At 73.3% G+C, this 20620-nt stretch carries 11 protein-coding genes; all 11 read left to right on the top strand.

Features of this window, described 5'->3' with window-relative positions; translation table 11 throughout:
• Nucleotides 1-145 precede the first annotated feature (145 nt).
• The 11 genes from I8920_RS10740 (at nucleotide 146) to I8920_RS10690 (ending at nucleotide 20410) form a co-directional block, all read left to right on the top strand.
• On the top strand, nucleotides 146-7684 hold the full coding sequence (locus I8920_RS10740; RefSeq protein WP_198656344.1) for a choice-of-anchor G family protein: 7539 nt from the start codon (nucleotides 146-148) through the stop codon (nucleotides 7682-7684).
• Between the two features lie 163 nt (nucleotides 7685-7847).
• Nucleotides 7848-10697 carry a DNA polymerase III subunit gamma and tau gene (locus tag I8920_RS10735; RefSeq protein ID WP_198656343.1) on the top strand — a complete coding sequence of 950 codons (2850 nt, stop codon included), beginning with the start codon at nucleotides 7848-7850 and terminating at the stop codon, nucleotides 10695-10697.
• Entirely contained in the window at nucleotides 10697-11296 is a 600-nt protein-coding gene (recR, locus tag I8920_RS10730) for a recombination mediator RecR (protein ID WP_198656342.1), read from the top strand. Before I8920_RS10735 ends, recR begins: the two co-directional genes overlap by 1 nt.
• Nucleotides 11297-11412: 116 nt before the next feature.
• Nucleotides 11413-12678, top strand: coding sequence for an aspartate kinase (locus I8920_RS10725; RefSeq protein ID WP_198656341.1), 1266 nt, complete (start codon nucleotides 11413-11415; stop codon nucleotides 12676-12678).
• 25 nt (nucleotides 12679-12703) lie between these two features.
• Complete coding sequence (locus I8920_RS10720; RefSeq protein ID WP_198656340.1) at nucleotides 12704-13756, top strand: aspartate-semialdehyde dehydrogenase; 1053 nt, start codon at nucleotides 12704-12706, stop codon at nucleotides 13754-13756.
• Between the two features lie 147 nt (nucleotides 13757-13903).
• On the top strand, nucleotides 13904-15391 hold the full coding sequence (locus I8920_RS10715; protein WP_198656339.1) for a malate:quinone oxidoreductase: 1488 nt from the start codon (nucleotides 13904-13906) through the stop codon (nucleotides 15389-15391).
• 58 nt (nucleotides 15392-15449) lie between these two features.
• A complete protein-coding gene (locus I8920_RS10710; protein WP_198656338.1) occupies nucleotides 15450-16556 on the top strand; it encodes an Rv2578c family radical SAM protein in 1107 nt (368 codons plus the stop codon).
• A 153-nt stretch (nucleotides 16557-16709) separates the two neighbouring features.
• Nucleotides 16710-17933 carry a sensor histidine kinase gene (locus I8920_RS10705; protein ID WP_198656337.1) on the top strand — a complete coding sequence of 408 codons (1224 nt, stop codon included), beginning with the start codon at nucleotides 16710-16712 and terminating at the stop codon, nucleotides 17931-17933.
• Complete coding sequence (locus I8920_RS10700; protein WP_198656336.1) at nucleotides 17930-19096, top strand: hypothetical protein; 1167 nt, start codon at nucleotides 17930-17932, stop codon at nucleotides 19094-19096. The genes I8920_RS10705 and I8920_RS10700 overlap by 4 nt, the downstream gene beginning before the upstream one ends.
• Complete coding sequence (locus I8920_RS10695; RefSeq protein ID WP_225559162.1) at nucleotides 19083-19784, top strand: response regulator transcription factor; 702 nt, start codon at nucleotides 19083-19085, stop codon at nucleotides 19782-19784. Before I8920_RS10700 ends, I8920_RS10695 begins: the two co-directional genes overlap by 14 nt.
• Nucleotides 19784-20410 (top strand): thymidine kinase, encoded by a 627-nt coding sequence (locus tag I8920_RS10690; RefSeq protein ID WP_198656335.1) that lies wholly within the window; start codon nucleotides 19784-19786, stop codon nucleotides 20408-20410. Before I8920_RS10695 ends, I8920_RS10690 begins: the two co-directional genes overlap by 1 nt.
• The last annotated feature ends 210 nt before the right edge of the window (nucleotides 20411-20620 follow it).

Raw genomic sequence — 20620 nt, 5'->3', positions numbered from 1 at the left:
TGCGGACGCCTGCGGACACGATCCTGATCATGTGTAAAGATCACCATCAGGGATCCCCAACCAGGATCCCGACCCTCCACCGCCTCACCAGCGGGGGAGTTCCGAGGATCAGGTGGCGGGCGTGCCCGCCAGGAAAGAGACGCGCATGCGCAGGCTTGCGTCGCTGCTCGGTACCCGCGTACCCGCCGCAGCGTACGACCAGGAACGACGGACCACCGGTGCCGACCGAGGAGCTCGACGACGAGCACCGAACGGACGGCGTCTCCTGCTGCGCGGCGGCGTCGTCGCCACGGTGACGGCGCTCGTCGCCGCCACCGTGGCGATCCAACCCGCGGCGGCCGCCCCCACCGACGTCGCCGAGGCCGAGGGGCTGCTGCTCAGCGGTTCCGGCATCGTCGACGCCGACGCGATCGCCCAACTCGGCGGGGCCTACTCGGCCCGCGGGACGACCTCGGGCGGCGGGACCACCTCCCAGCCGCTCAACCTGACGGCCCTCGAGACGGTGGGGGTGGACCTGGGCAACGACGTCGACCTGCTCGGGGCGAACGGCATCCTCACCCTGGGCGTGGACGGCCAGTACGCCACGACCTCGGCGAACGGGGCGACGGCGTCCTCCGGGCTGCTGACGAACGACGGCGGCATCGGTGTCGGCACAGGGGCCGGCACCGGTGCCGCCACGCTCGACCTCGCCCCGCTGTTCTCGCGGGTCGGAGCCGACGCCACGGTGCTCTCCACCTCGCAGCTGCGCATCGGCGCACTGGCGTCCCGCATCCAGGCGACGCGCGGCACCGAGGTCAGCACGACGAGCGACTACCGGATCGCAGGTGCGACGCTCGACCTGACGAGCCCCGCCGTCGCCGGGCTCTCCACCGCGCTGCGGAACGACCTCCGGACCTTCTCGGGCACCGTGAACTCGGCGGTCGGTGCGGACGGCGCACTCTCCGGCACGACCACGGCGTTGACCGCCGAGATCCAGCGGCTGCTCCGGACGACGAGCCTCGGTCTGGTGACCGTCAACGGGACGAACGTCACCGCCACCGTCGACCTGAACCTCGACGACACGCTGACCCGTGTGCTGCAGCAGCCGCTGACGGACGGAGCGGTGACGATCACCCCGGCGACGGGCGCGATCTCGGTCGACCTCGACCGCCTCACCACGCTCAACGGTCAGCCGGCCAACACACCGGTGCTCACCGAGGCAGCCGTGAGCTCGATCAACCGGAGCATCACGACGATCCTCGGCACCCAGCTCCCGACGGCACTGCAGACCGCGGTCGTCAACACGGTGAACTCGACGGCCGTGCGCGTGAACGTGACCGCGAACGTCACCGCGGCCGGACTGCCGCTCGCGGGTCTCGCGCTCCGGGCGGACACCACGCTCGGCGCCCTCGCCGGGACCTCGCCGGCCCGCGCCACCGTCACCGCGACGGGTGGTCCGCTCGGACTCGCCGCGCTGGGCACGCTGCTCGCCCCGGCGGTCAACTCGATCGTCATCCCGGCACTGCAGGACACCGTGCGGCCGCTCGTCTCCGGGACCGCGCTGACGGAGCTCGGCACGACGCTGACCGCCACGACCTCGGCGGTCTCGAGGCTGCTCAGCCCGGTGGTCCTGCTGCTCCGCCAGGTGATCGACCTCACCGTCAATGCGCAGGACACCGTCGGCTTCCGTGACCCCCGCGGGACCGACACCGGATCGCGGAGCGTGCACGCCCTGCGACTCTCGGTGCTGCCCGGGGCGGACGTCGCCACCGTGGACCTCGCGACCTCGACGGTGCGGGCCACGGCCTTCGCGGCCCCGACCATCACGGCGCCGACGGCGGGGCAGCAGTTCACCGTGCCCTCGGCCGACGCCACCCGCAGCATCGTCGTCCGCGGTGCCGGTGAGCCCGGCGCCACCGTCGTCGTGCGCCTCGGCGACGACCGGACCGGCACGGCGACCGTCGGCGCCGACGGGACCTGGACGACGACCATCGCCGACGTCCCCACCGGCGAGTACACCGCGACCGCGACCCAGACGGTCGGCGGCACCGCGGCCGGCACCGCGACGCAGGACTTCTCCGTCGTCGCCCAGCGTGCGCTGACCGTCACCAGCCCCACGACCGGCCAGACCTTCACCACGACGGGGGAGACCGCCCCGGTCACCCTGACCGGCACGGCGACCGCGAACGCGACCATCAGCGTCGACCTCGGCGACGGCGTGACCGCGACGGGCACCGCGGACGAGACCGGTGCGTGGAGCGTCACCGTCCCGGAGGTCCCCCTGGGCGACCGGACGGCCAGCGTGACGCAGACCGTCGGTGACTCGACCTCCGCCCCCGTGACCCGGGACTTCCGGGTCGTCGCAGCGGCAGGACTCACCGTCGACACCCCCACCGCCGACCAGGACTTCCCGCTCGCGGCGGACACGCGCTCCGTGCCCTTCGCCGGCAGCGCCCAGCCCGGGGCGCGGGTCGACGTCGACCTCGGTGACGGGCTGACGGCCACCACCCGGGCGAACGCCGACGGCACCTGGTCCACCAGCGTCACGGACGTCCCGGCCGGCGAGTACTCGGCCGACGTCACCCAGACCGTCGGCGGCACCACGAGCGCCCCGGTCACCCGGGACCTCACCGTGACCGCGGCCCCCGCGCTCATCATCGACGAGCCGGCCGACGGCAGCACCATCACCGTCGCCGACGAGACCGCGACGACGCAGGTGACGGTGTCCGGGACGGCCGCTCCGAACGCCCGGGTCACCATCGACATCGGTGGTTCCTTCGCCGCCGCGGTGACCGCCGACGAGGACGGCGCCTGGACGACGACCTTCGCCGACGTCCCGGTCGGGGAGCGCACCGTCACGGCGCGTCAGAGCGTCGACGGCACCACGTCCGGCCCGGTCGAGACCACCTTCACCGTCGAGGCGGGCGACCCGCTCGCGATCACCTCGCCCGACGCCGGCGACGTGGTCACCGTCCTCGATGCCGACACCGCCACCGACCTCGACCTGGCCGGCACGGCCGAAGCCGACGCCGAGGTGCGGGTCTCGCTCGGCGACGGGCTGACCGCCACCACGACGGCCGACGCCGACGGCACCTGGACGCTGACCGTCACCGACGTCCCGGTCGGTCGGTACACGATCACCGCGACGCAGACGGTCGGCGGGACCACCTCGCCGGCGGTCCGCCAGGTCGTCACGGTGCAGGCGGGCGCACCGCTCGCCGTCACCGCGCCGGACCAGGACGACACGCTCACGGTCGCGACCGACGACTCCGCGCTCGACGTCACCGTGCGTGGCACCGCCGAGCCGGGTGCGCAGGTCGCGGTCGTCCTCGACGAGGGCGACGCGGTCACCACGACGGTCACCCCGCAGGGCAACTGGTCGGTCGTCCTCGAGGGCGTCGGGACCGGCGAGCACACGGCGACCGTGACCCAGACCGTCGACGGCGCGACCTCGACCCCGGTCGACCGCGACTTCACGGTCGAAGCCGGCGACGACCTGGTGATCGTGGCCCCGGGCGACGCGCAGGAGGTGCCAGCGGGCACCGGTGGGCAGGCCAACGTGGTCGTCCGCGGCACGGCGGAACCCGGTGCGGACGTCGCCGTGACCATCGACGACGCCGACCCGGTCGACGTGACGGCGGACACCGCCGGCAACTGGGAGCTGCCGACCACGCAGCTCGGCATCGGCGAGCACACCGTCGAGGCCGTGCAGACCGTGAACGGCACCGACGGCCCGGTCGTCACGCGTGCCTTCACCGTGGTGCCCGGCAACGCGATCGTCATCGACACCCCGGCGAGCGGCGCACGCTTCGTCGTGGTCGACGAGGACGCGACCGCCACGGTCCGGATCACCGGCACCGCCGAACCGGGCGCCGACGTGCGCGTCTCGGTCGGCCCCGGTACGCAGTTCCCCACCACCGCGGACGCCGAGGGGGAGTGGGCGGTCGACGCGACCGGCCTGGCCCCGACCGGCGTGTACACGGTGACGGCGAGCCAGCAGGTCGAGGACGTCGTGACGAGCGCCGTCCCGGTCGCCATCGAGGTCGTCGTGGCGAACGCCCTGACGATCACCGGCCCGGACACCGACCCGATCACGGTCGCCGGCCCGGACGTCGAACGCGATCTCACCATCACCGGCACCGGCCAGCCCGGCGCCACGGTGACCGCGACCCTCGCCGGGGCCGACGACCAGGAGACGACGGTCCGCGCGGACGGCACGTGGTCGGTCACGTTCCCCGACCTCGGGGTCGACGTGCACCAGATCGCGGTCACCCAGACCCTGGCCGGCACCGTCTCCGACCCGCGGACCTCCGACCCGGTCGAGCGCACCGTCACGATCGCGGCGGCCGACGCCGTGACGATCACGGCGCCCGAGGCCGACGTGGTCCTGCTCGTGCCGGACGGTGACGCGACGCGCGACGTCGTGGTCTCCGGCGCGGCGGAGCCGGGCGCCCCGGTCACGGTGCGGCTCGGCGACGACGAGCTGACCACCACCGCGGACGCCGAGGGTGACTGGACGGTCACGTTCGGCGGGGTCGGTGTCGGCACCCCGACGCTGACCGCCAGCCAGACGGTCGGCGGGACCACCGCCTCCAGTCCGGAGCAGACCGTCACGGTGCGGGCGGCGGACGCGCTCACCATCGCGACCCCGGAGGACGGCGACGTCCTGACCGTCGCGGACACGGCCGGCACGGCCGACGTCGTGGCGAGCGGTCGGGCGCAGCCCGACGCCGAGGTGACGGTGCGGCTCTCGACCGGTGCGACCGAGACGGTGACGGCCGACGAGGACGGCCGGTGGACCACCACGTTCCAGGACGTCCCGGTCGGCGACCACCGCGTCACCGCGACGCAGGTCGTCGACGGCCAGCCGTCGACGCCGGTCACGGCTGCGGTGTCGGTCCGCGCGGGCGCTCCGCTCGTCGTGTCCACCCCGCGGGGCACCGCCACCGTCACGGTGGCGGACGACGACGCCACCACCGACGTCGACTTCCGGGGCACCGCGGAGCCGGGCGCGACCGTCACGGTCGACCTCGGCGACGGCGGGACCGCCACGGCGACGGTGGACGACGACGGCCGCTGGGCGACGACGGTCGAGGTCGTGCCGACCGGCTCGTGGACGGCCTCGGTGACGCAGTCGCTGAACGACACCACGAGCGCAGCCGTCGAGCGACCGGTGTCGGTGGTGGCGGCCGCGGCGCTCACGATCCGCGAGCCCGGCGACGACCCGATCACGGTCGCCGGCGACGACGCCACGACGACCGTGACGGTCGCCGGCGACGCCCAGCCCGGTGCCACGGTGTCGGTCACGGTCGACGACCGCGACACCGTCGAGGTGACCGCCGGTGACGACGGCTCGTGGAGCGTCCGGGTCCCCGACCTCGGCGTCGGCGAGCACACGGTCGAGGTGACGCAGACGGTCGACGGGTCGACCTCGACCGTCCCGGCCGAGACCACGTTCGTGGTCGAGGCGGGCGCGCCCGTCCGGGTCACCGAGCCGACGGCCGGCCAGCAGTACACGGTCGCCGACCGCGACGCCACCACGACGGTGGACGTGGCGGGCACCGCGGAGCCCGGGGCGACGATCGTCGTCGACCTCGGTGGCGGCCGCACCGAGACGACCACCGCGGACGACGGCGGCGACTGGGACGTCAGCGTCCCCGGCGTCCCGGCGGGCACCACCACGGTGAGCGTCACGCAGCGCGTCGGTGACACCGAGTCCGCGCCGGTGACCGTGGGCGTCCGCGTCCTCGTCGCCGACCCGATCACGATCGCCACCCCGGCGGACGGGTCGACGGTGCGCGTCGCGCAGGCCGACTCGGTCCTGACGCTCACCGCCGCTGGTGCGGCGGAGCCGGGTGCCGAGGTCCGGGTCACGATCGACGGGGGCGACCCCGTGACCGTGACGGCGACCGACGCCGGCACCTGGAGCGTCGACCTGCCGGGCACCACGGTGGGCGAGCACGTCGTCCGGGCCACCCAGACGGTGGACGGCTCGACCTCGAGCCCGGTCCGCACGACCGTGACCGTGGCTCCGGGGGCAGCGCTGACGGTGACCGCCCCGGCGGACGACACCACCTTCACGGTGCCGAGCACCGAGTCGAGCGCGACGGTGCCGGTCGGCGGCGAGGGCCAGCCCGGCGCGACCGTCCGCGTCGTCGTCGACGACGGCGACCCGATCACGGTCCGTGTCGGCCCCGACGGCCGGTGGGAGACCAGCGTCACCGTTCCCGAGGGCGAGCACACGCTCACCGTCGAGCAGGTGGTGAACGGCACCACGTCCGACCCGGTCGAGCGCGACGTCACCGTCGCGGTGGCCGCCGAGGATGCGATCGTCGTCACCGCCCCGGCGGACGGCACGGTCTACCGGGTGCTCGGCGGGACGACCGACGTGCGCGTGGTCGGCACCGCCGCACCCGACGCAGCGGTCAGCGTCCGCATCGACGGCGGCCGCGCGGTCACCACGACCGCGGACGGCGACGGCGCATGGGCCGTGACCGTCGAGGACGTCGCCGAGGGTGCCCACACCATCGCCGCCAGCCAGACGGTGGCGGGTGACACGACCGAGGCTCCGGAGGTCGGCTTCCGGGTCGAGGCCGTCGCACCGGTCACGGTCACCACCCCGACCGACGGGCAGCGCTTCCCGACCACCGGATCGACGACGTCGGTGCCGGTGAGCGGCACGGCCGAGCCCGGCGCCGCGGTGCGGGTGGACGTCGACGGCCGCACGGCCACGACGACGGCCGGCGACGACGGCTCGTGGACGGTCACGGTCGGCGGCGTCCCGGTGGGCGACCACACGGTGTCGGTCACGCAGACGGTCGGCGGGCGGACCTCCGACCCGGTGACCACCGACATCACCGTGGTGGCGGCCGACGTGACGGACATCACCATCACCAGCCCCGAGGCCGGGGAGCTCATCCCGGCCGACGGCTTCGGTGACACCGGCTCGTTCACGGTGACGGGACAGGCGACCCCCGGGGCGACCGTCACGGTCACGCTGTCGACCGGACAGGTGCGCACCACCACCGCGGACGCGGAGGGCGACTGGAGCGTCACCTTCGACCGCGTGCCAGAGGGCGAGTGGACGATCCGCGCCACCCAGTCCGTCAACGGCACGACCTCGAACGCACCGGCGGTGCCGATCGTGGTCGACGCCGTCGAACCGCTCGCGGTCACCTCGCCCACCCCGGGCGAGCGGCAGATGGCGGGCGACGACGGCGGGGTCGAGTGGATGATCACGGGGACCGCCGAGCCCGGAGCGACCGTCACGGTCGTCCCGATGGGTCGCGACGGCGTCGTGACCACGGCCGACGCGTCCGGCGAGTGGTCCGTCATGGTCTGGCTGCCGGTCGGCGAGCACGTGCTGCGGGTGACCCAGACCGTGGACGGGGCGACCTCACGGGCGCAGATGGTCCGCGTCGTCGTCATGGCCGACACCGCCGACCCGGAGGCGCCGGGCACGCCCGGTACGCCGGGAGCGCCCGGCCTGCCGGGGACGCCGGGAACGCCCGGTGCACCGGGGGTCGGCGGCGGGGCAGGGGCCGGCAACGGCACCGTGACGGGACCGGGCAGCGGTGACCTCGCCTTCACGGGCGCCGACATCGCGCCGATCGCCGGCTCCGCGGGAGCGCTCGTGGTGCTCGGGTTCCTGCTGCTGGGCCTCTCCCGCCTGGCCCGCGGGGTCCGCCGCCGCACGCGCGGCTGAGTCCGCAGCGCGTCACGCACCGCGCCTCCGGCCCGTCGTCGAGACGGACCGGAGGCGCGGTGCCGTCCGTGCGCCCGGCTCGCCGCTGACGGGCGGTCCGGCCCGGCGGTGCCCCCTGTGGACGGGCACGCGGGTTGTCGGTCGCGGCGGCTACCCTTGTCGCGTGGTCACCGCCCTGTATCGCCGTTACCGGCCCGAGAACTTCGCCGAGCTGATCGGGCAGTCGCAGGTCACCGACCCGCTGCGCACGGCGCTCCGGACCAACCGCGTGAACCACGCCTACCTGTTCAGCGGCCCGCGCGGCTGCGGCAAGACGACGTCGGCCCGCATCCTCGCGCGCTGCCTCAACTGTGCCGAGGGCCCGACCGACACCCCGTGCGGTGTCTGCCCGAGCTGCGTGGAGCTCGCCCGCGACGGCAGCGGGTCGCTCGACGTGATCGAGATCGACGCCGCCAGCCACAACGGTGTCGACGACGCGCGCGACCTGCGCGACCGGGCGGTCTTCGCGCCCGCTCGTGACCGCTACAAGATCTTCATCCTCGACGAGGCGCACATGGTGACGCCCCAGGGGTTCAACGCGCTGCTCAAACTGGTCGAGGAGCCGCCGGAGCACGTGAAGTTCATCTTCGCGACGACCGAGCCCGAGAAGGTCATCGGCACCATCCGGTCGCGCACCCACCACTACCCGTTCCGTCTGGTGCCGCCGGCCGCGATGCTCGAGTACGTCGAGCAGCTGTGCACGCAGGAGTCGGTGTCGGTGGCGCCGGGGGTCCTGCCGCTGGTCGTCCGTGCCGGCGGCGGTTCCGTCCGCGACACCCTGTCCCTGCTCGACCAGCTGATGGCCGGCAGCGAGGACGGCGCGATCGCCTACGAGCGTGCGGTCGCCCTGCTCGGCTACACCGATGCCGCGCTGCTCGACGACGTCGTGGACGCCCTGGCCGTCGCCGATCCCGCGTCGGCCTTCGCGGCCATCGACCGGATCGTGCAGACCGGTCAGGACCCCCGGCGCTTCGTCGAGGACCTGCTCGAGCGGTTGCGCGACCTGATCGTCGTCGCGGCGACGAACGAGAGCGCCGCGGCGGTCCTGCGGGGCGTCTCGCCCGAAGAACTCGACACGATGAGCCGGCAGGCCGGCGTGTTCGGGGCTGTCGGGCTGTCCCGGGCGGCCGACATCGCGAACCGTGCCCTCACCGAGATGACCGGAGCCACCTCGCCCCGGCTGCACCTCGAGCTCATGACGGCGCGCATGCTCGTGCCCGAGGTCGACGACACCCAGCGCGGCGCCCTCGCACGCGTCGAGCGGCTCGAGCGACGCGTCGGTGTCGGCGACGCCGGCGGACACCAGGCCGACGGCAACGCCGCTCCGACGGCTGCCGCACCCGCGTCCACCGGGCCCAGGGCCGCCGCGCCCAGGGACTCCGCGACCGGCGCACGCGGGTCCGCGGCGTCCGGGGCCGCAGCACCGACGACGGCTGCCGGCTCCGCACGACCGGAGCAGTCCGTGCCGCAGGCGGCATCCGTAGCTCCCGCCGCTGCGCCGTCGGCAGCGCCGGAGCAGCCCGACGAGCAGTCCACCGCGCCCCGGCCGGACGCCGGTGCCGTGGCACGTGACGCCGCTGCGTCCTGGGCCGCCGTCGCCCCGAGCGAGCCGGCCGCCCCGGCCGTACCTCCGTCGACGTCCGCCGCGCCGGCGCCCACGCGCGCCCCGACCCCGACCCCGACCCCGAGCGCCGACGAGCCGGTCAGCGCATCGTCGACCGGGCAGGGCACCACGATCGGCGACGAGCCGGCCGTGCGGAGCGTCAGCACCGTCGGGTTCCAGCAGATGCGGGACTCGTGGCCGCAGATCGTCGAGCACGTCCAGCACGCCAAGCGTTCCGCCTGGTCGGTCGTCGTCACGGCGCAGGTCACCGCGCTGCGCGACGACGTCCTGACGCTGACGTTCCCGAGCCAGCAGGACGTCGCCTCGTTCAAGGAGATGTCCGACCCGTCGGCCAGCGTCAGCGAGCTGTTGCGCGCGGCGATCGTCGAGGTGCTCGGGATCCGGGTGAAGTTCGTCGCCCGCGGGCCGGGACAGCAGCGGCAGCAGCAGCAGCAGCAGCAGACGCAGGCGCCGGCACCGGCTCCGACGAGCGCCGCGCCGCAGCGTCCGTCCGCCCCGGCAGCGCCGTCGGGTGGGACTGCCCCCGTCGCAGACCGGCAGCCGGTCGACGCACCCGCGGCCAGCGCCGCGCCCACCCCGGCGTCGGCCCCCACGCCGGACGCCCCGACCGCGACTCGGGCCGCGACCGCACCGGCGTCGGAGCCGGCGGCACCGGCACCGGCGCCGGCATCGGCACCGGCCGCGACCGCACCGTCGTCGAAGCCAGCCACCGACGCAGCGCCGACGCCGGACACCGCGTCCGACAGGCCAGCCGCCGCTGCCCCGGGAGCGCCGGTCACGGAGTGGGCAGTCGCGACGATCCCCGCCAGCGACCCCACCGCCGATGCCGTGCCCGAGTCCGTCGAGCCGAGCTGGGCCGCCCCGTTCGGCACCGCTCCAGCCTCGGCCCCGGTCGCACCCGCGCAGACCGTCCAGCAGCCCGACCAGCCCGCGGCCACGGGTGCGGACGGTCCGACCGCACCCGAGCACGACCGCCCCACCACGCCGGCACCGCAGGCGTCCGGTACGGCAGCCGCTCCCGGCGTCGGAGCGGGCGCGCCGGGCGTCCCCGTCGACGACTACCCGCTCGACGACGAACCGTACGACGACGGTGCCCCGTTCCCCGATCCCGGTCGCGGCGGTCCGGCGGCAGCGCCCACGGCGGCGCGACAGCCCGCGCAGGCAGCACCGCAGCAGACGGCACCGCAGCAGGCAGCACCGCAGCAGCAGCAGCGAACCGCCGCTGCCCCGCGGACCGCACCGCCCGCGCGCCGGGCCCCGGTCGCCGGTCGCTACGGCGAGGCGGTGGTGCGTGAGATCCTCAACGCCCAGTTCATCGAGGAGACCGCCCTGCACGAGGACGGCGCCTGATGTACGACGGCATCGTCCAGGACCTCATCGACGAGTTCGGCCGCCTGCCCGGCATCGGCCCGAAGTCGGCGCAGCGCATCGCGTTCCACATCCTGCAGACCGAGTCCTTCGACCCGTCACGCCTGTCCGAACTGCTCGCGGACGTCAAGGAGCGCGTGCGGTTCTGCGAGGTCTGCGGCAACGTCACCGAGTCCGAGCGCTGCAGCATCTGCCGCGACCCGCGTCGCTCGCCCTCCGTCATCTGCGTGGTCGAGGAGGCGAAGGACGTCGCAGCGATCGAGCGCACCCGGGAGTTCCGTGGGCTGTACCACGTGCTCGGCGGCGCGATCAGCCCGATCGACGGCATCGGTCCGGACGACCTGCGCATCCAGCAGCTCATGACGCGCCTGGCCGACGGCACGGTCGACGAGGTCATCATCGCGACCGACCCGAACCTCGAGGGCGAGGCCACGGCGACGTACCTCAGCCGGCTGCTCGTGCCGATGGGGATCCGGACGACCCGACTGGCCTCGGGGCTGCCCGTCGGCGGTGACCTGGAGTACGCCGACGAGGTCACGCTCGGCCGGGCCTTCGAGGGGCGGCGCGTGGTCGGCGGCTGAGCGCCGCGCAGCTTCCTTGCGTCCGGGGCCGCTCGCACGCAACATCCCCGGAACACCCTCTACGATTGGGACACCGCGTGACCGCGCGGTGTCGCCGTCCCCGGGAGTACCAGCCAGTGGCCTTGATCGTGCAGAAGTTCGGTGGTTCATCCGTCGCGGACGCCGAGAGCATCAAGCGCGTGGCGAAGCGGATCGTCGAGACGAAGAAGGCCGGCAACGACGTCGTCGTGGCGGTGTCGGCGATGGGCGACACCACCGACGAGCTCGTCGACCTGGCGCACTCCGTCACGCCGATCCCCGCCGGTCGTGAGCTCGACATGCTCCTGACCGCGGGGGAGCGCATCTCGATGGCTCTGCTCGCGATGGCGATCAAGAGCCTGGGCGTCGAGGCGTCGTCGTACACGGGCAGCCAGGCGGGCATGCTCACCGACGCCCAGCACGGCAAGGCGCGCATCGTCGACGTCACCCCGAAGCGCGTGCGCGAGGCGCTCGACTCCGGCCACGTCGCGATCGTCGCCGGCTTCCAGGGCTTCAACCGCACCACGGGCGAGATCACCACGCTCGGCCGCGGCGGCTCGGACACCACCGCCGTCGCCCTCGCCGCAGCCCTCGACGCCGACGTGTGCGAGATCTACACCGACGTCGACGGCATCTTCACGGCCGACCCGCGCGTGGTGTCGAAGGCCCGCAAGGTCGACCGCATCACGAGCGAGGAGATGCTCGAGCTCGCCGCCTCGGGCGCCAAGGTCCTGTACATCCGCGCCGTCGAGTACGCCAGGCGGCACGGCGTCACCCTGCACGTCCGGTCCTCGTTCAACAACGCCGAGGGCACCATCGTCTACAACCCTGCAGAGGGGGAAACCGTGGAAGAACCGATCATCACCGGGATCGCCGGAGACCTCTCCGAGGGCAAGATCACCGTCGTGGGGGTCCCGGACCAGCCGGGCAAGGCCGCCGAGATCTTCACCAACGTCGCTCGTGCCGGCGCGAACATCGACATGATCGTCCAGAACGTGTCGGCGGCGTCGACCGGTCGGACGGACATCTCGTTCACGCTGCCGAAGGACCAAGGACAGTCGGTGCTCACCGCGCTCGAGGTCGCGAAGGCCGACATCGGGTACGAGAGCATCCAGTACGACGACCAGATCGGCAAGCTCGCCCTGGTCGGCGCGGGCATGCGCACGAACGCCGGTGTCTCCGCGAAGCTCTTCCGCGCCCTGCACGACGCGTCGATCAACATCGAGATGATCTCGACGTCGGAGATCCGGATCTCCGTCGTGACGCGCGCCGACACCCTCAACGAGGCGATGCGGGTCGTGCACAGCGCGTTCGACCTGGACGCCGACGCCGAGGCCGTCGTCTACGCCGGCACCGGCCGCTGACCCGACCACCGATCAGGAGCACCGCATGAGCACCCTCACCGTCGCCGTCGTCGGCGCCACCGGCCAGGTCGGCGCCGTCATGCGCCGTCTGCTCGAGGAACGCGCGTTCCCGGCCGACCGGGTCCGCTTCTTCGCCAGCGCACGGTCCGCCGGCACGACGCTGCCGTTCCGCGGCGAGCAGATCGTGGTCGAGGACTCCGAGACCGCCGACCCGTCCGGCATCGACATCGCGCTGTTCTCCGCCGGGGCCACCGCCTCGCGGGCGCTCGCGCCGAAGTTCGCCGCCGCCGGGGCACTCGTCGTCGACAACTCCAGCGCCTGGCGCATGGACCCCGAGGTGCCGCTCGTGGTGAGCGAGGTGAACCCGCACGCCATCGACCAGGCGCCGAAGGGGATCATCGCGAACCCGAACTGCACGACGATGGCGATCATGCCGGTGCTCAAGGTCCTGGACACCGAGTCCGGACTCCGCCGCCTGGTCGCCACGACCTACCAGGCCGTGTCGGGCTCCGGGCTCGCCGGGGTCGACGAACTGCTCGGCCAGGCGAAGGCCGCGCTCGAGCAGGACACCGCGGCGCTCACCCACGACGGGTCGGCCGTGACCTTCCCCGAGCCCGTCAAGTACATCCGCCCGATCGCGTTCGACGTCGTGCCGCTCGCGGGCAGCATCGTCGAGGACGGCCTGGGCGAGACCGACGAGGAGAAGAAGCTCCGCAACGAGAGCCGTAAGATCCTCGAGCTGCCCGACCTGCTCGTCGCGGGCACGTGCGTGCGCGTCCCCGTCTTCACCGGCCACTCCATCTCGGTGCACGCCGAGTTCGAGCGCCCGCTGTCGCCCGAGCGAGCGACCGAGATCCTGGCGGACGCTCCCGGCGTCGAGCTCTCCGACGTCCCCACCCCGCTGCAGGCCGCCGGTCAGGACCCGGCGTTCGTCGGTCGCATCCGTGCCGACCAGTCCGCGCCCGAGGGCCGCGGCCTGGTGCTCTTCGTCAGCAACGACAACCTGCGGAAGGGCGCCGCGTTGAACGCGGTGCAGATCGCCGAGACGATCGTCGCGCGGCGTTCGGTCGCCGCGTAGCGCAGCGACGCGACCAGCAGACGGGAGGCCCGTGGCGACACCGCCACGGGCCTCCCGTCCGTCCCGCATCGGCTGCGCGTGCTCCGCCGCCTGGGCGACGGAGCGTCCGCCGACCGGCCTGTCGGCCGACGTCGGTAGGATCGACGGGTGGCAGAGAAGCAGGTGGACCCCATCGACGTCGTCCTGATCGGCGGTGGCATCATGAGCGCCACCCTCGGCGCGATCATCCACCGGCTCGAACCGAGCTGGAAGATCCGGGTGTACGAGCGGCTCGGCACCGTGGCGCAGGAGTCCTCGAACCCGTGGAACAACGCCGGCACCGGTCACTCCGCGCTCTGCGAGCTGAACTACACACCCGAGCTGCCCGACGGCCGCGTCGACATCGCGAAGGCCGTCACGGTCAACGAGCAGTTCCAGGTGTCCCGCCAGTTCTGGGCGCACCTGGTCGAGACCGGTGTGCTGCCGGAGCCGTCGAACTTCATCAACCCCACGCCGCACATCTCGTTCGTCTGGGGCGAGGCGAACGTCGCGTACATGCGTGCCCGGTACGAAGCCATGCGCGACCACCCGCTCTTCGCCGGCATCGAGTTCTCCGACGACCCGCAGCAGATCCGGAAGTGGGCCCCCGCGCTCATCCCCGGTCGCAAGAAGGACCAGCCGATCGCCGCGACGTACTCGGCGGCCGGTTCGGACGTCGACTTCGGCTCGCTCACCCGGCAGCTGTTCGACCAGCTCGAGATCGACGGGGTCGAGTTCGAGCCCTCGCACCAGGTCACGAAGCTCAGCCGGTCCAAGGTGTCCGAGGGGTGGGTCCTCGACGTCCGCAACGAGATCGGTCGCTCCACGCAGCGGATCGCCGCGAAGTTCGTCTTCGTCGGCGCCGGCGGCGGGGCACTGCACCTGCTGCAGAAGTCCGGCATCCCGGAGATCCGCGGCTACGGCGGCTTCCCGGTCTCGGGGGAGTTCCTGCGCACGGACGACCCCGAGGTGGTGCAGAAGCACGCGGCCAAGGTGTACGGCAAGGCGAGCGTCGGCGCCCCGCCGATGTCCGTGCCGCACCTCGACACCCGCATCGTCGACGGCAGTGCCTCGCTCATGTTCGGGCCGTACGCCGGGTTCAGCCCGAAGTTCCTCAAGCAGGGCTCGCTGCTCGACCTGTTCCGGTCGATCCGGCCGCACAACCTGCGGCCGATGCTGAGCGTCGCGTTCTCGAACTTCGATCTGGTGCGGTACCTGGTGGGGCAGCTGCTCGCCTCGAAGCGCACGAAGTTCGACGCGCTCCGCGACTTCATGCCGAGCGCGCAGCCGGAGCACTGGCACCGCATCACCGCCGGGCAGCGCGTCCAGGTGATCAAGCCGGACAAGGACAAGGGCGGCGTGCTGCAGTTCGGCACCGAGGTCATCACCTCGGCCGACGGGTCGATCGCCGGGCTGCTCGGCGCGTCGCCGGGGGCGTCGACGGCCGTGCCGATCATGCTCGGCCTGCTGCGCCGGTGCTTCCCGGACCGCTGGGACGGCTGGCAGGACGACATCCGCGCGATGGTCCCCACCTACGGGCAGGACCTCGGCGACGACGCGGCCCTGGCGGACGCTACGCTCGAGCGCACGGCGAAGGTGCTCGGGCTGCACCACTGACGGCCGCCACGACCGATCACGGCTTGCGGCCCGTTCGAACATGTGTTCGAATGACGGCATGCGGTGGAGTGGACAGGCGATCGACGCGTCACAGGACGACGCGCTCCCGGGCATGGAGTCGAACAGCGGCTTCGTGCGGAGCGTGACGACACCGGAGTTCGCCGGGGTCACGTTCCACGAGGTCCTGGCGAAGAGTGCCCTGAACCGGGTCCCCAGCGCCGACGGCTCCGGCACCTACGGGTGGACGATCAACCCGTACCGGGGCTGCAGCCACGCCTGCGTGTACTGCTTCGCCCGGCCGACGCACACCTACCTGGAGTTCGACGGCGGCGCCGACTTCGACCAGCAGATCGTGGTGAAGACGAACGTCGCCGAGGTCCTGCGCCGCGAGCTCGGCAAGCCCACGTGGGACCGCCACCCGGTCGCGCTCGGCACGAACACCGACCCGTACCAGCGGGCCGAGGGTCGGTACCGGCTGATGCCCGGCGTGATCGAGGCACTGGCCGAGTCGCGCACGCCCTTCAGCATCCTGACGAAGGGCACGCTGCTCCGTCGTGACCTGCCCCTGCTGGTCGAGGCGGCGAAGGTCGTGCCGGTCGACCTGGCGATGTCGATCGCCGTGTACGACGACGGCCTGCAGCAGTCCGTCGAGGCGGGGACACCGACGACGGCCGCGCGGCTCGCCACCGTGCGGGCCATCCGCGACGCCGGGCTGGACTGCACGGTCTTCCTGATGCCCGTCCTGCCGTACATCACCGACACCACGGCGCACCTCGACGATGCGGTCGGGCGGGCCACCGCGGCCGGCGCGACGAGCATCACGTACTCGGCGCTGCACCTGCGGCCGGGCGTCAAGCCGTGGTGGTTCGAGTGGCTCGGTCGCGAGTACCCGGACCTGGTGCAGCGTTACCGGGCGATGTACCTCGACAACACCTACGCGCCGAAGGACTACCGGCGCTGGCTGACCGAGCGCATCCGGCCGATCCTGGCCGCGCACGGGGTCGGCATCGGTCGCGTCGACCCGGCCACCGGGTCGATGGGGTTCTCGGAGCCGCGGGCGCTCCCGCAGGAGCAGTCCGTACCGACGGTCTCCCCGCTCAAACGCGCCGATCCGGGGTTCGACCGACGGCTCCTCCGCCCGGTGGCGGCGCAGACGCTCTTCTGACCACGGCGGTCCGTCTTCGGGGGACAGCAGGCCCCCGGCGCGGGCGACTATCATCGAGCCAGTCGCCGAGAGTCCCTGCTTTCGGGGTACACGGTCGCCGCCGCGGTGGTTGGATCGTGGACGGCGCCAACGCCACCCGGAAGGATCCACCTCGTGCTCGGCATCCCCACGCACCTCGCGCCGCGCGTGAACGCGTGGTCGACGGTGCGTGCGTTCCACGCCGGTGCGATCGGGTCCATCGTCGCCGCGGGGATCGCCCTGGTGCTCTACCGGCTGTCCGAGCCGGAGGTGCAGGTCCTGCCCGCCGTGCTGGCCCTCCTGCCGATGCTGGCGATGGTCGGCGTGCACGTGCAGTTCGGTACCTCGCGGTCGGCCGGCGCGTTCCTGGTGGTCGGCGGCGTGTGTGCCTGGTGGTTCGCCCTCGGGGTGCAGGAGCAGGTGCCGACCGGTTGGGTGACGTCGTACCTGCTGTCCCTGGTCGTCATCCCGCTCATCCTGGTCGGCGGGGCCGGTGCCGCGCCGCGCGGGGTCGCCCTGTGGTCGTTCGTCGGCTTCGTGGTCGGCCGGGCCGCCACCTGGATCGCGATCGAGCAGGCCGGTGCGACCCTGCGGCCGCTCGTGCTCGCCTGGGTCACCCTCGGCTTCGTGGTGGCGCTCGTGCTCGCCACGAGCCGGAGCACCACCCGCTCCGAGCAGGTGCAGCCGGAGCTCCTGCGGTCGGCGCGCGAGGAGCACGTCTCGGCGTACCGCGCCGGGGTCGAGGCCGAGGCCGCCGCGATCCTGCACGACACCGTCCTGAACCACCTCGGCGCGATCGCCGTCGCGCCCGACGGCCCGATGGACCCGCACCTGGCCGAGACCGTCGACGCCGACGTCGCGGTCCTCACCGGCAAGGGGTGGCTCGCCCCCGTGGTGCGACCGCAGCCGGGCGCCGGGGCAGCGGTCTTCGACGCCATGGTCGACGAGCACCGCGCACTCGGGCTCGACGTCACCGTCTCCGGCGACACCTCGACCCTCGAACGACTCGACCAGCGAGCCCTCGCCGCGCTCGTCCGCGCCGTCGGACAGTGCCTGGCGAACGTCCGGAAGCACGCCGGCACCGACGCCGCCGAGGTCAGCGTGTTCGACGACAGCGCCTCGTGCACGGTGATGGTCGTGGACGACGGCCGCGGGTTCGACGAGGACGCCACCGGGGCGGACCGGATGGGGCTCCGCGGATCCGTCCGTGACCGCATCGGTCGGGTCGGCGGCGAGGTGCAGATCTGGTCGTCGCCGGGTTCCGGTACCAGCGTCATGATGACCGTCCCGTACGGACCCGTCACCGGCGCGGTCACCGTGCCGGTCGGGAGCGGCGACGGCCAGGGAGCCGGGCGGTGAGCGCGGTGCGCGGCCGTCGGGTGCCCGAGGTCCGTCGGACGGCCCAGCAGTACGACCCCCTCGGCGCCATGGGCTCCCGGCCGCTCGCCGTCGTGCTCGGCGCCGCCGGGATCGTGTGGGCGCTCCTCGTGTCGGTGTTCGACCGCGACGTCGAGGGGAGCGCCACGCTGAGCGCCCTGACCGTGCTGCTCGTCGCCGCGTCGGCCGCCGTCGTCTTCGTCGCGTCGAGCCCCTTCCGTGCACCGTTCCCGCGCTGGGCGTACATCGCGCACGTCGGGCTGCTCGGCCTGGCCTCCATGACGAGCGTCGCCGCGCAGTGGGGCCCGGACCGCAGCGCCCTGAACGACTTCATGTCGCTCATCACGGCGACCGGCATCGTGATGGTCGCGCCGTACCGCCCGTGGACCGACCTGGCCGTCGGTGGTGTGGTGCTCGCCGTGGTGAACGCCGTGACGTGGGGCATCGGGGCCGCGGTCTTCCCGCACGAGGTCCCCGTCGCGGTCGCCGCCTTCCTGGCCGCGGCACCCACCCTGGTGCTCACCGCGGCGTCGGCGGTCTTCGCCCGCACGTTCGCCGGCCTGGCGGAACGCGTGCAGATCCGCGCCGGCTCCTACTCGGTGGCGCGGGCCGAACGCGACGGCATCGCGGCGAGCGTGCAGCAGGACCGATCGACCATCCTGTCCCGTGACGTCGCACCGTTCTTCGCCGAGCTGCGCACCCGCGACGGCATCACGGACGCCGACCGCGAGCGAGCCCGCGAGATCGCCGACGGCATCCGTCGGTCCATGGTCGCCGACGCCGACCGCACCTGGTTCGAGTACGCCGTCCGGGTCGAGGGCGGTGCCGCCGCCGTGGTCGACGACCCCGACGGACTCATCGCGACGCTCGACACCGACCAGCGGACCGTCGTGCGCACCTTCGTCCGCGCGGCGTTCCGTGCCGTCACCGTCGACCCGGCCGGGTTCCGGGCGACGGTGCGCCGCGCAGACGACGGATCGGCCGGCGTGGTCGTCGCGCTCGACCTCGTCGTCGCCGACTCCGACATCGGCATCCACCGCACGTTCGACCCCTACCTCGCCGTCCTCCGTGTGACGTTCCCCGACCTCGACGTCTCGGTCCGTCCGTCCGCCCTCGCACTAAGGTTCTCGTATGACCAGCACTGACCCCAACCGGCTCTCGGAGGGGCTCCCGGCCGTCCCGAACCCGGGAGCACGACGTGTGCGGCTGGCCATCCTCGACGACCACGAGGTGCTGCTGGACAGCCTGTCGAGCTGGATCGCCGTCAACGCATTCGACTTCGACCTCGCCCTGACCGCGCACACCTGGCTCGAGATGGTGCACAGCGACAGCTTCCCGACCGACCTGGTGTTCCTCGACTTCCAGCTCAAGGAGCCGGTCTCGATCGAGGCCCGCGTGCGCACCTGCCGTGCTGCCGGCGCCAAGGTGATCGTCCTGTCGAGCGTCGACAGCCGCGAGTCCCGCGACCGTGCCCTGGCCGCCGGAGCTGCGGCGTTCCTGTCGAAGTCGCTCCCGATGCGCGAGGTCATGGACGTCGCTCGCGAGATCATGGGCGTCGCCCGCGAGACCCCGCAGCCGCGGGAGTGGCGACCGCTGCCGACCGGAGCGGCCGCCCACCAGCGGCCCAAGCTCAGCGCCGGCGAAGAGGAAGCGCTGCGCCTGTACGTGTCGGGCTACTCGACGAACGAGGTCGCCGCGCAGATGAACGTGCAGTACGAGACCGCCAAGACCTACCTGCGTCGGGTGCGCGAGAAGTACAGCAAGGTCGGTCGACCCGCCTCGAAGAAGTCCGACCTCATCCGTCGGGCCGCCGAGGACGGGTTCCTCGCGTAGTGGCGAAGCTCTACTTCCGCTACGGCGCGATGAACAGCGGGAAGAGCACCGGACTCCTGCAGGCGGCGTACAACTACGAGGAGCGCGGGCACCGGGTACTCCTGGCCAAGCCGGCGATCGACACCAAGGGCGACCGTGAGATCGTCTCGCGGCTCGGGGTCACGCGCACCGTCGACATCGTGTTCGGCCCCGACGCGGACGTCCGCCAGGCCGTCACCGCCGCGGGCGCCGTCGACCCGGAGTCGGACCGCCTGGACGGCATGGTGCGTCCGGTCAGCTGCGTGCTCGTCGACGAGGCGCAGTTCCTCACCCCGCGCCAGGTCGACGACCTGCTGCGGATCGCGGTACTCGACGAGATCCCGGTCATCACCTACGGCATCCGCACCGACTTCCGCACCGAGGCGTTCCCCGGCAGCGCCCGCCTGCTCGAGGTCGCGCACTCCCTCGAGGAGCTCAAGACCATCTGCCGCTGCGGTCGCAAGGCCGTGTTCAACGCCCGGACCGTCGACGGGCGGTTCGTCTTCGACGGGTCGCAGGTCGCGATCGACGGCGTCGACGTCGCGTACGAGTCGCTCTGCGCCAACTGCTACCTGACGGAGTCCGGCGGACGCCTCGACGGCGCCTGAGCGGTCGGGGCGGTCGGTCACGACACCCCGCCCGGGTCCGGCGAGCGGTCGCGTTCCGTCGGCGGTGCGCCCGTCAGGCGACCGGACGTGACCGGTCCGCGAGGTGCGCACGGCACGTCGTGACCGTGCGCGCCCGAGACGTGACCGGACGGCGGCCGGGAGGCGCGGCACGGCCCCGCCCCGCGCCTCCCGGCCGCCGCGCCGCCTCTC

Source organism: Curtobacterium sp. YC1, assembly GCF_016267665.1.
Classification (GTDB): domain Bacteria; phylum Actinomycetota; class Actinomycetes; order Actinomycetales; family Microbacteriaceae; genus Curtobacterium.
Note: the sequence above shows the minus strand (reverse complement) of the source record. Positions and strands in the feature narration are given on the sequence as shown.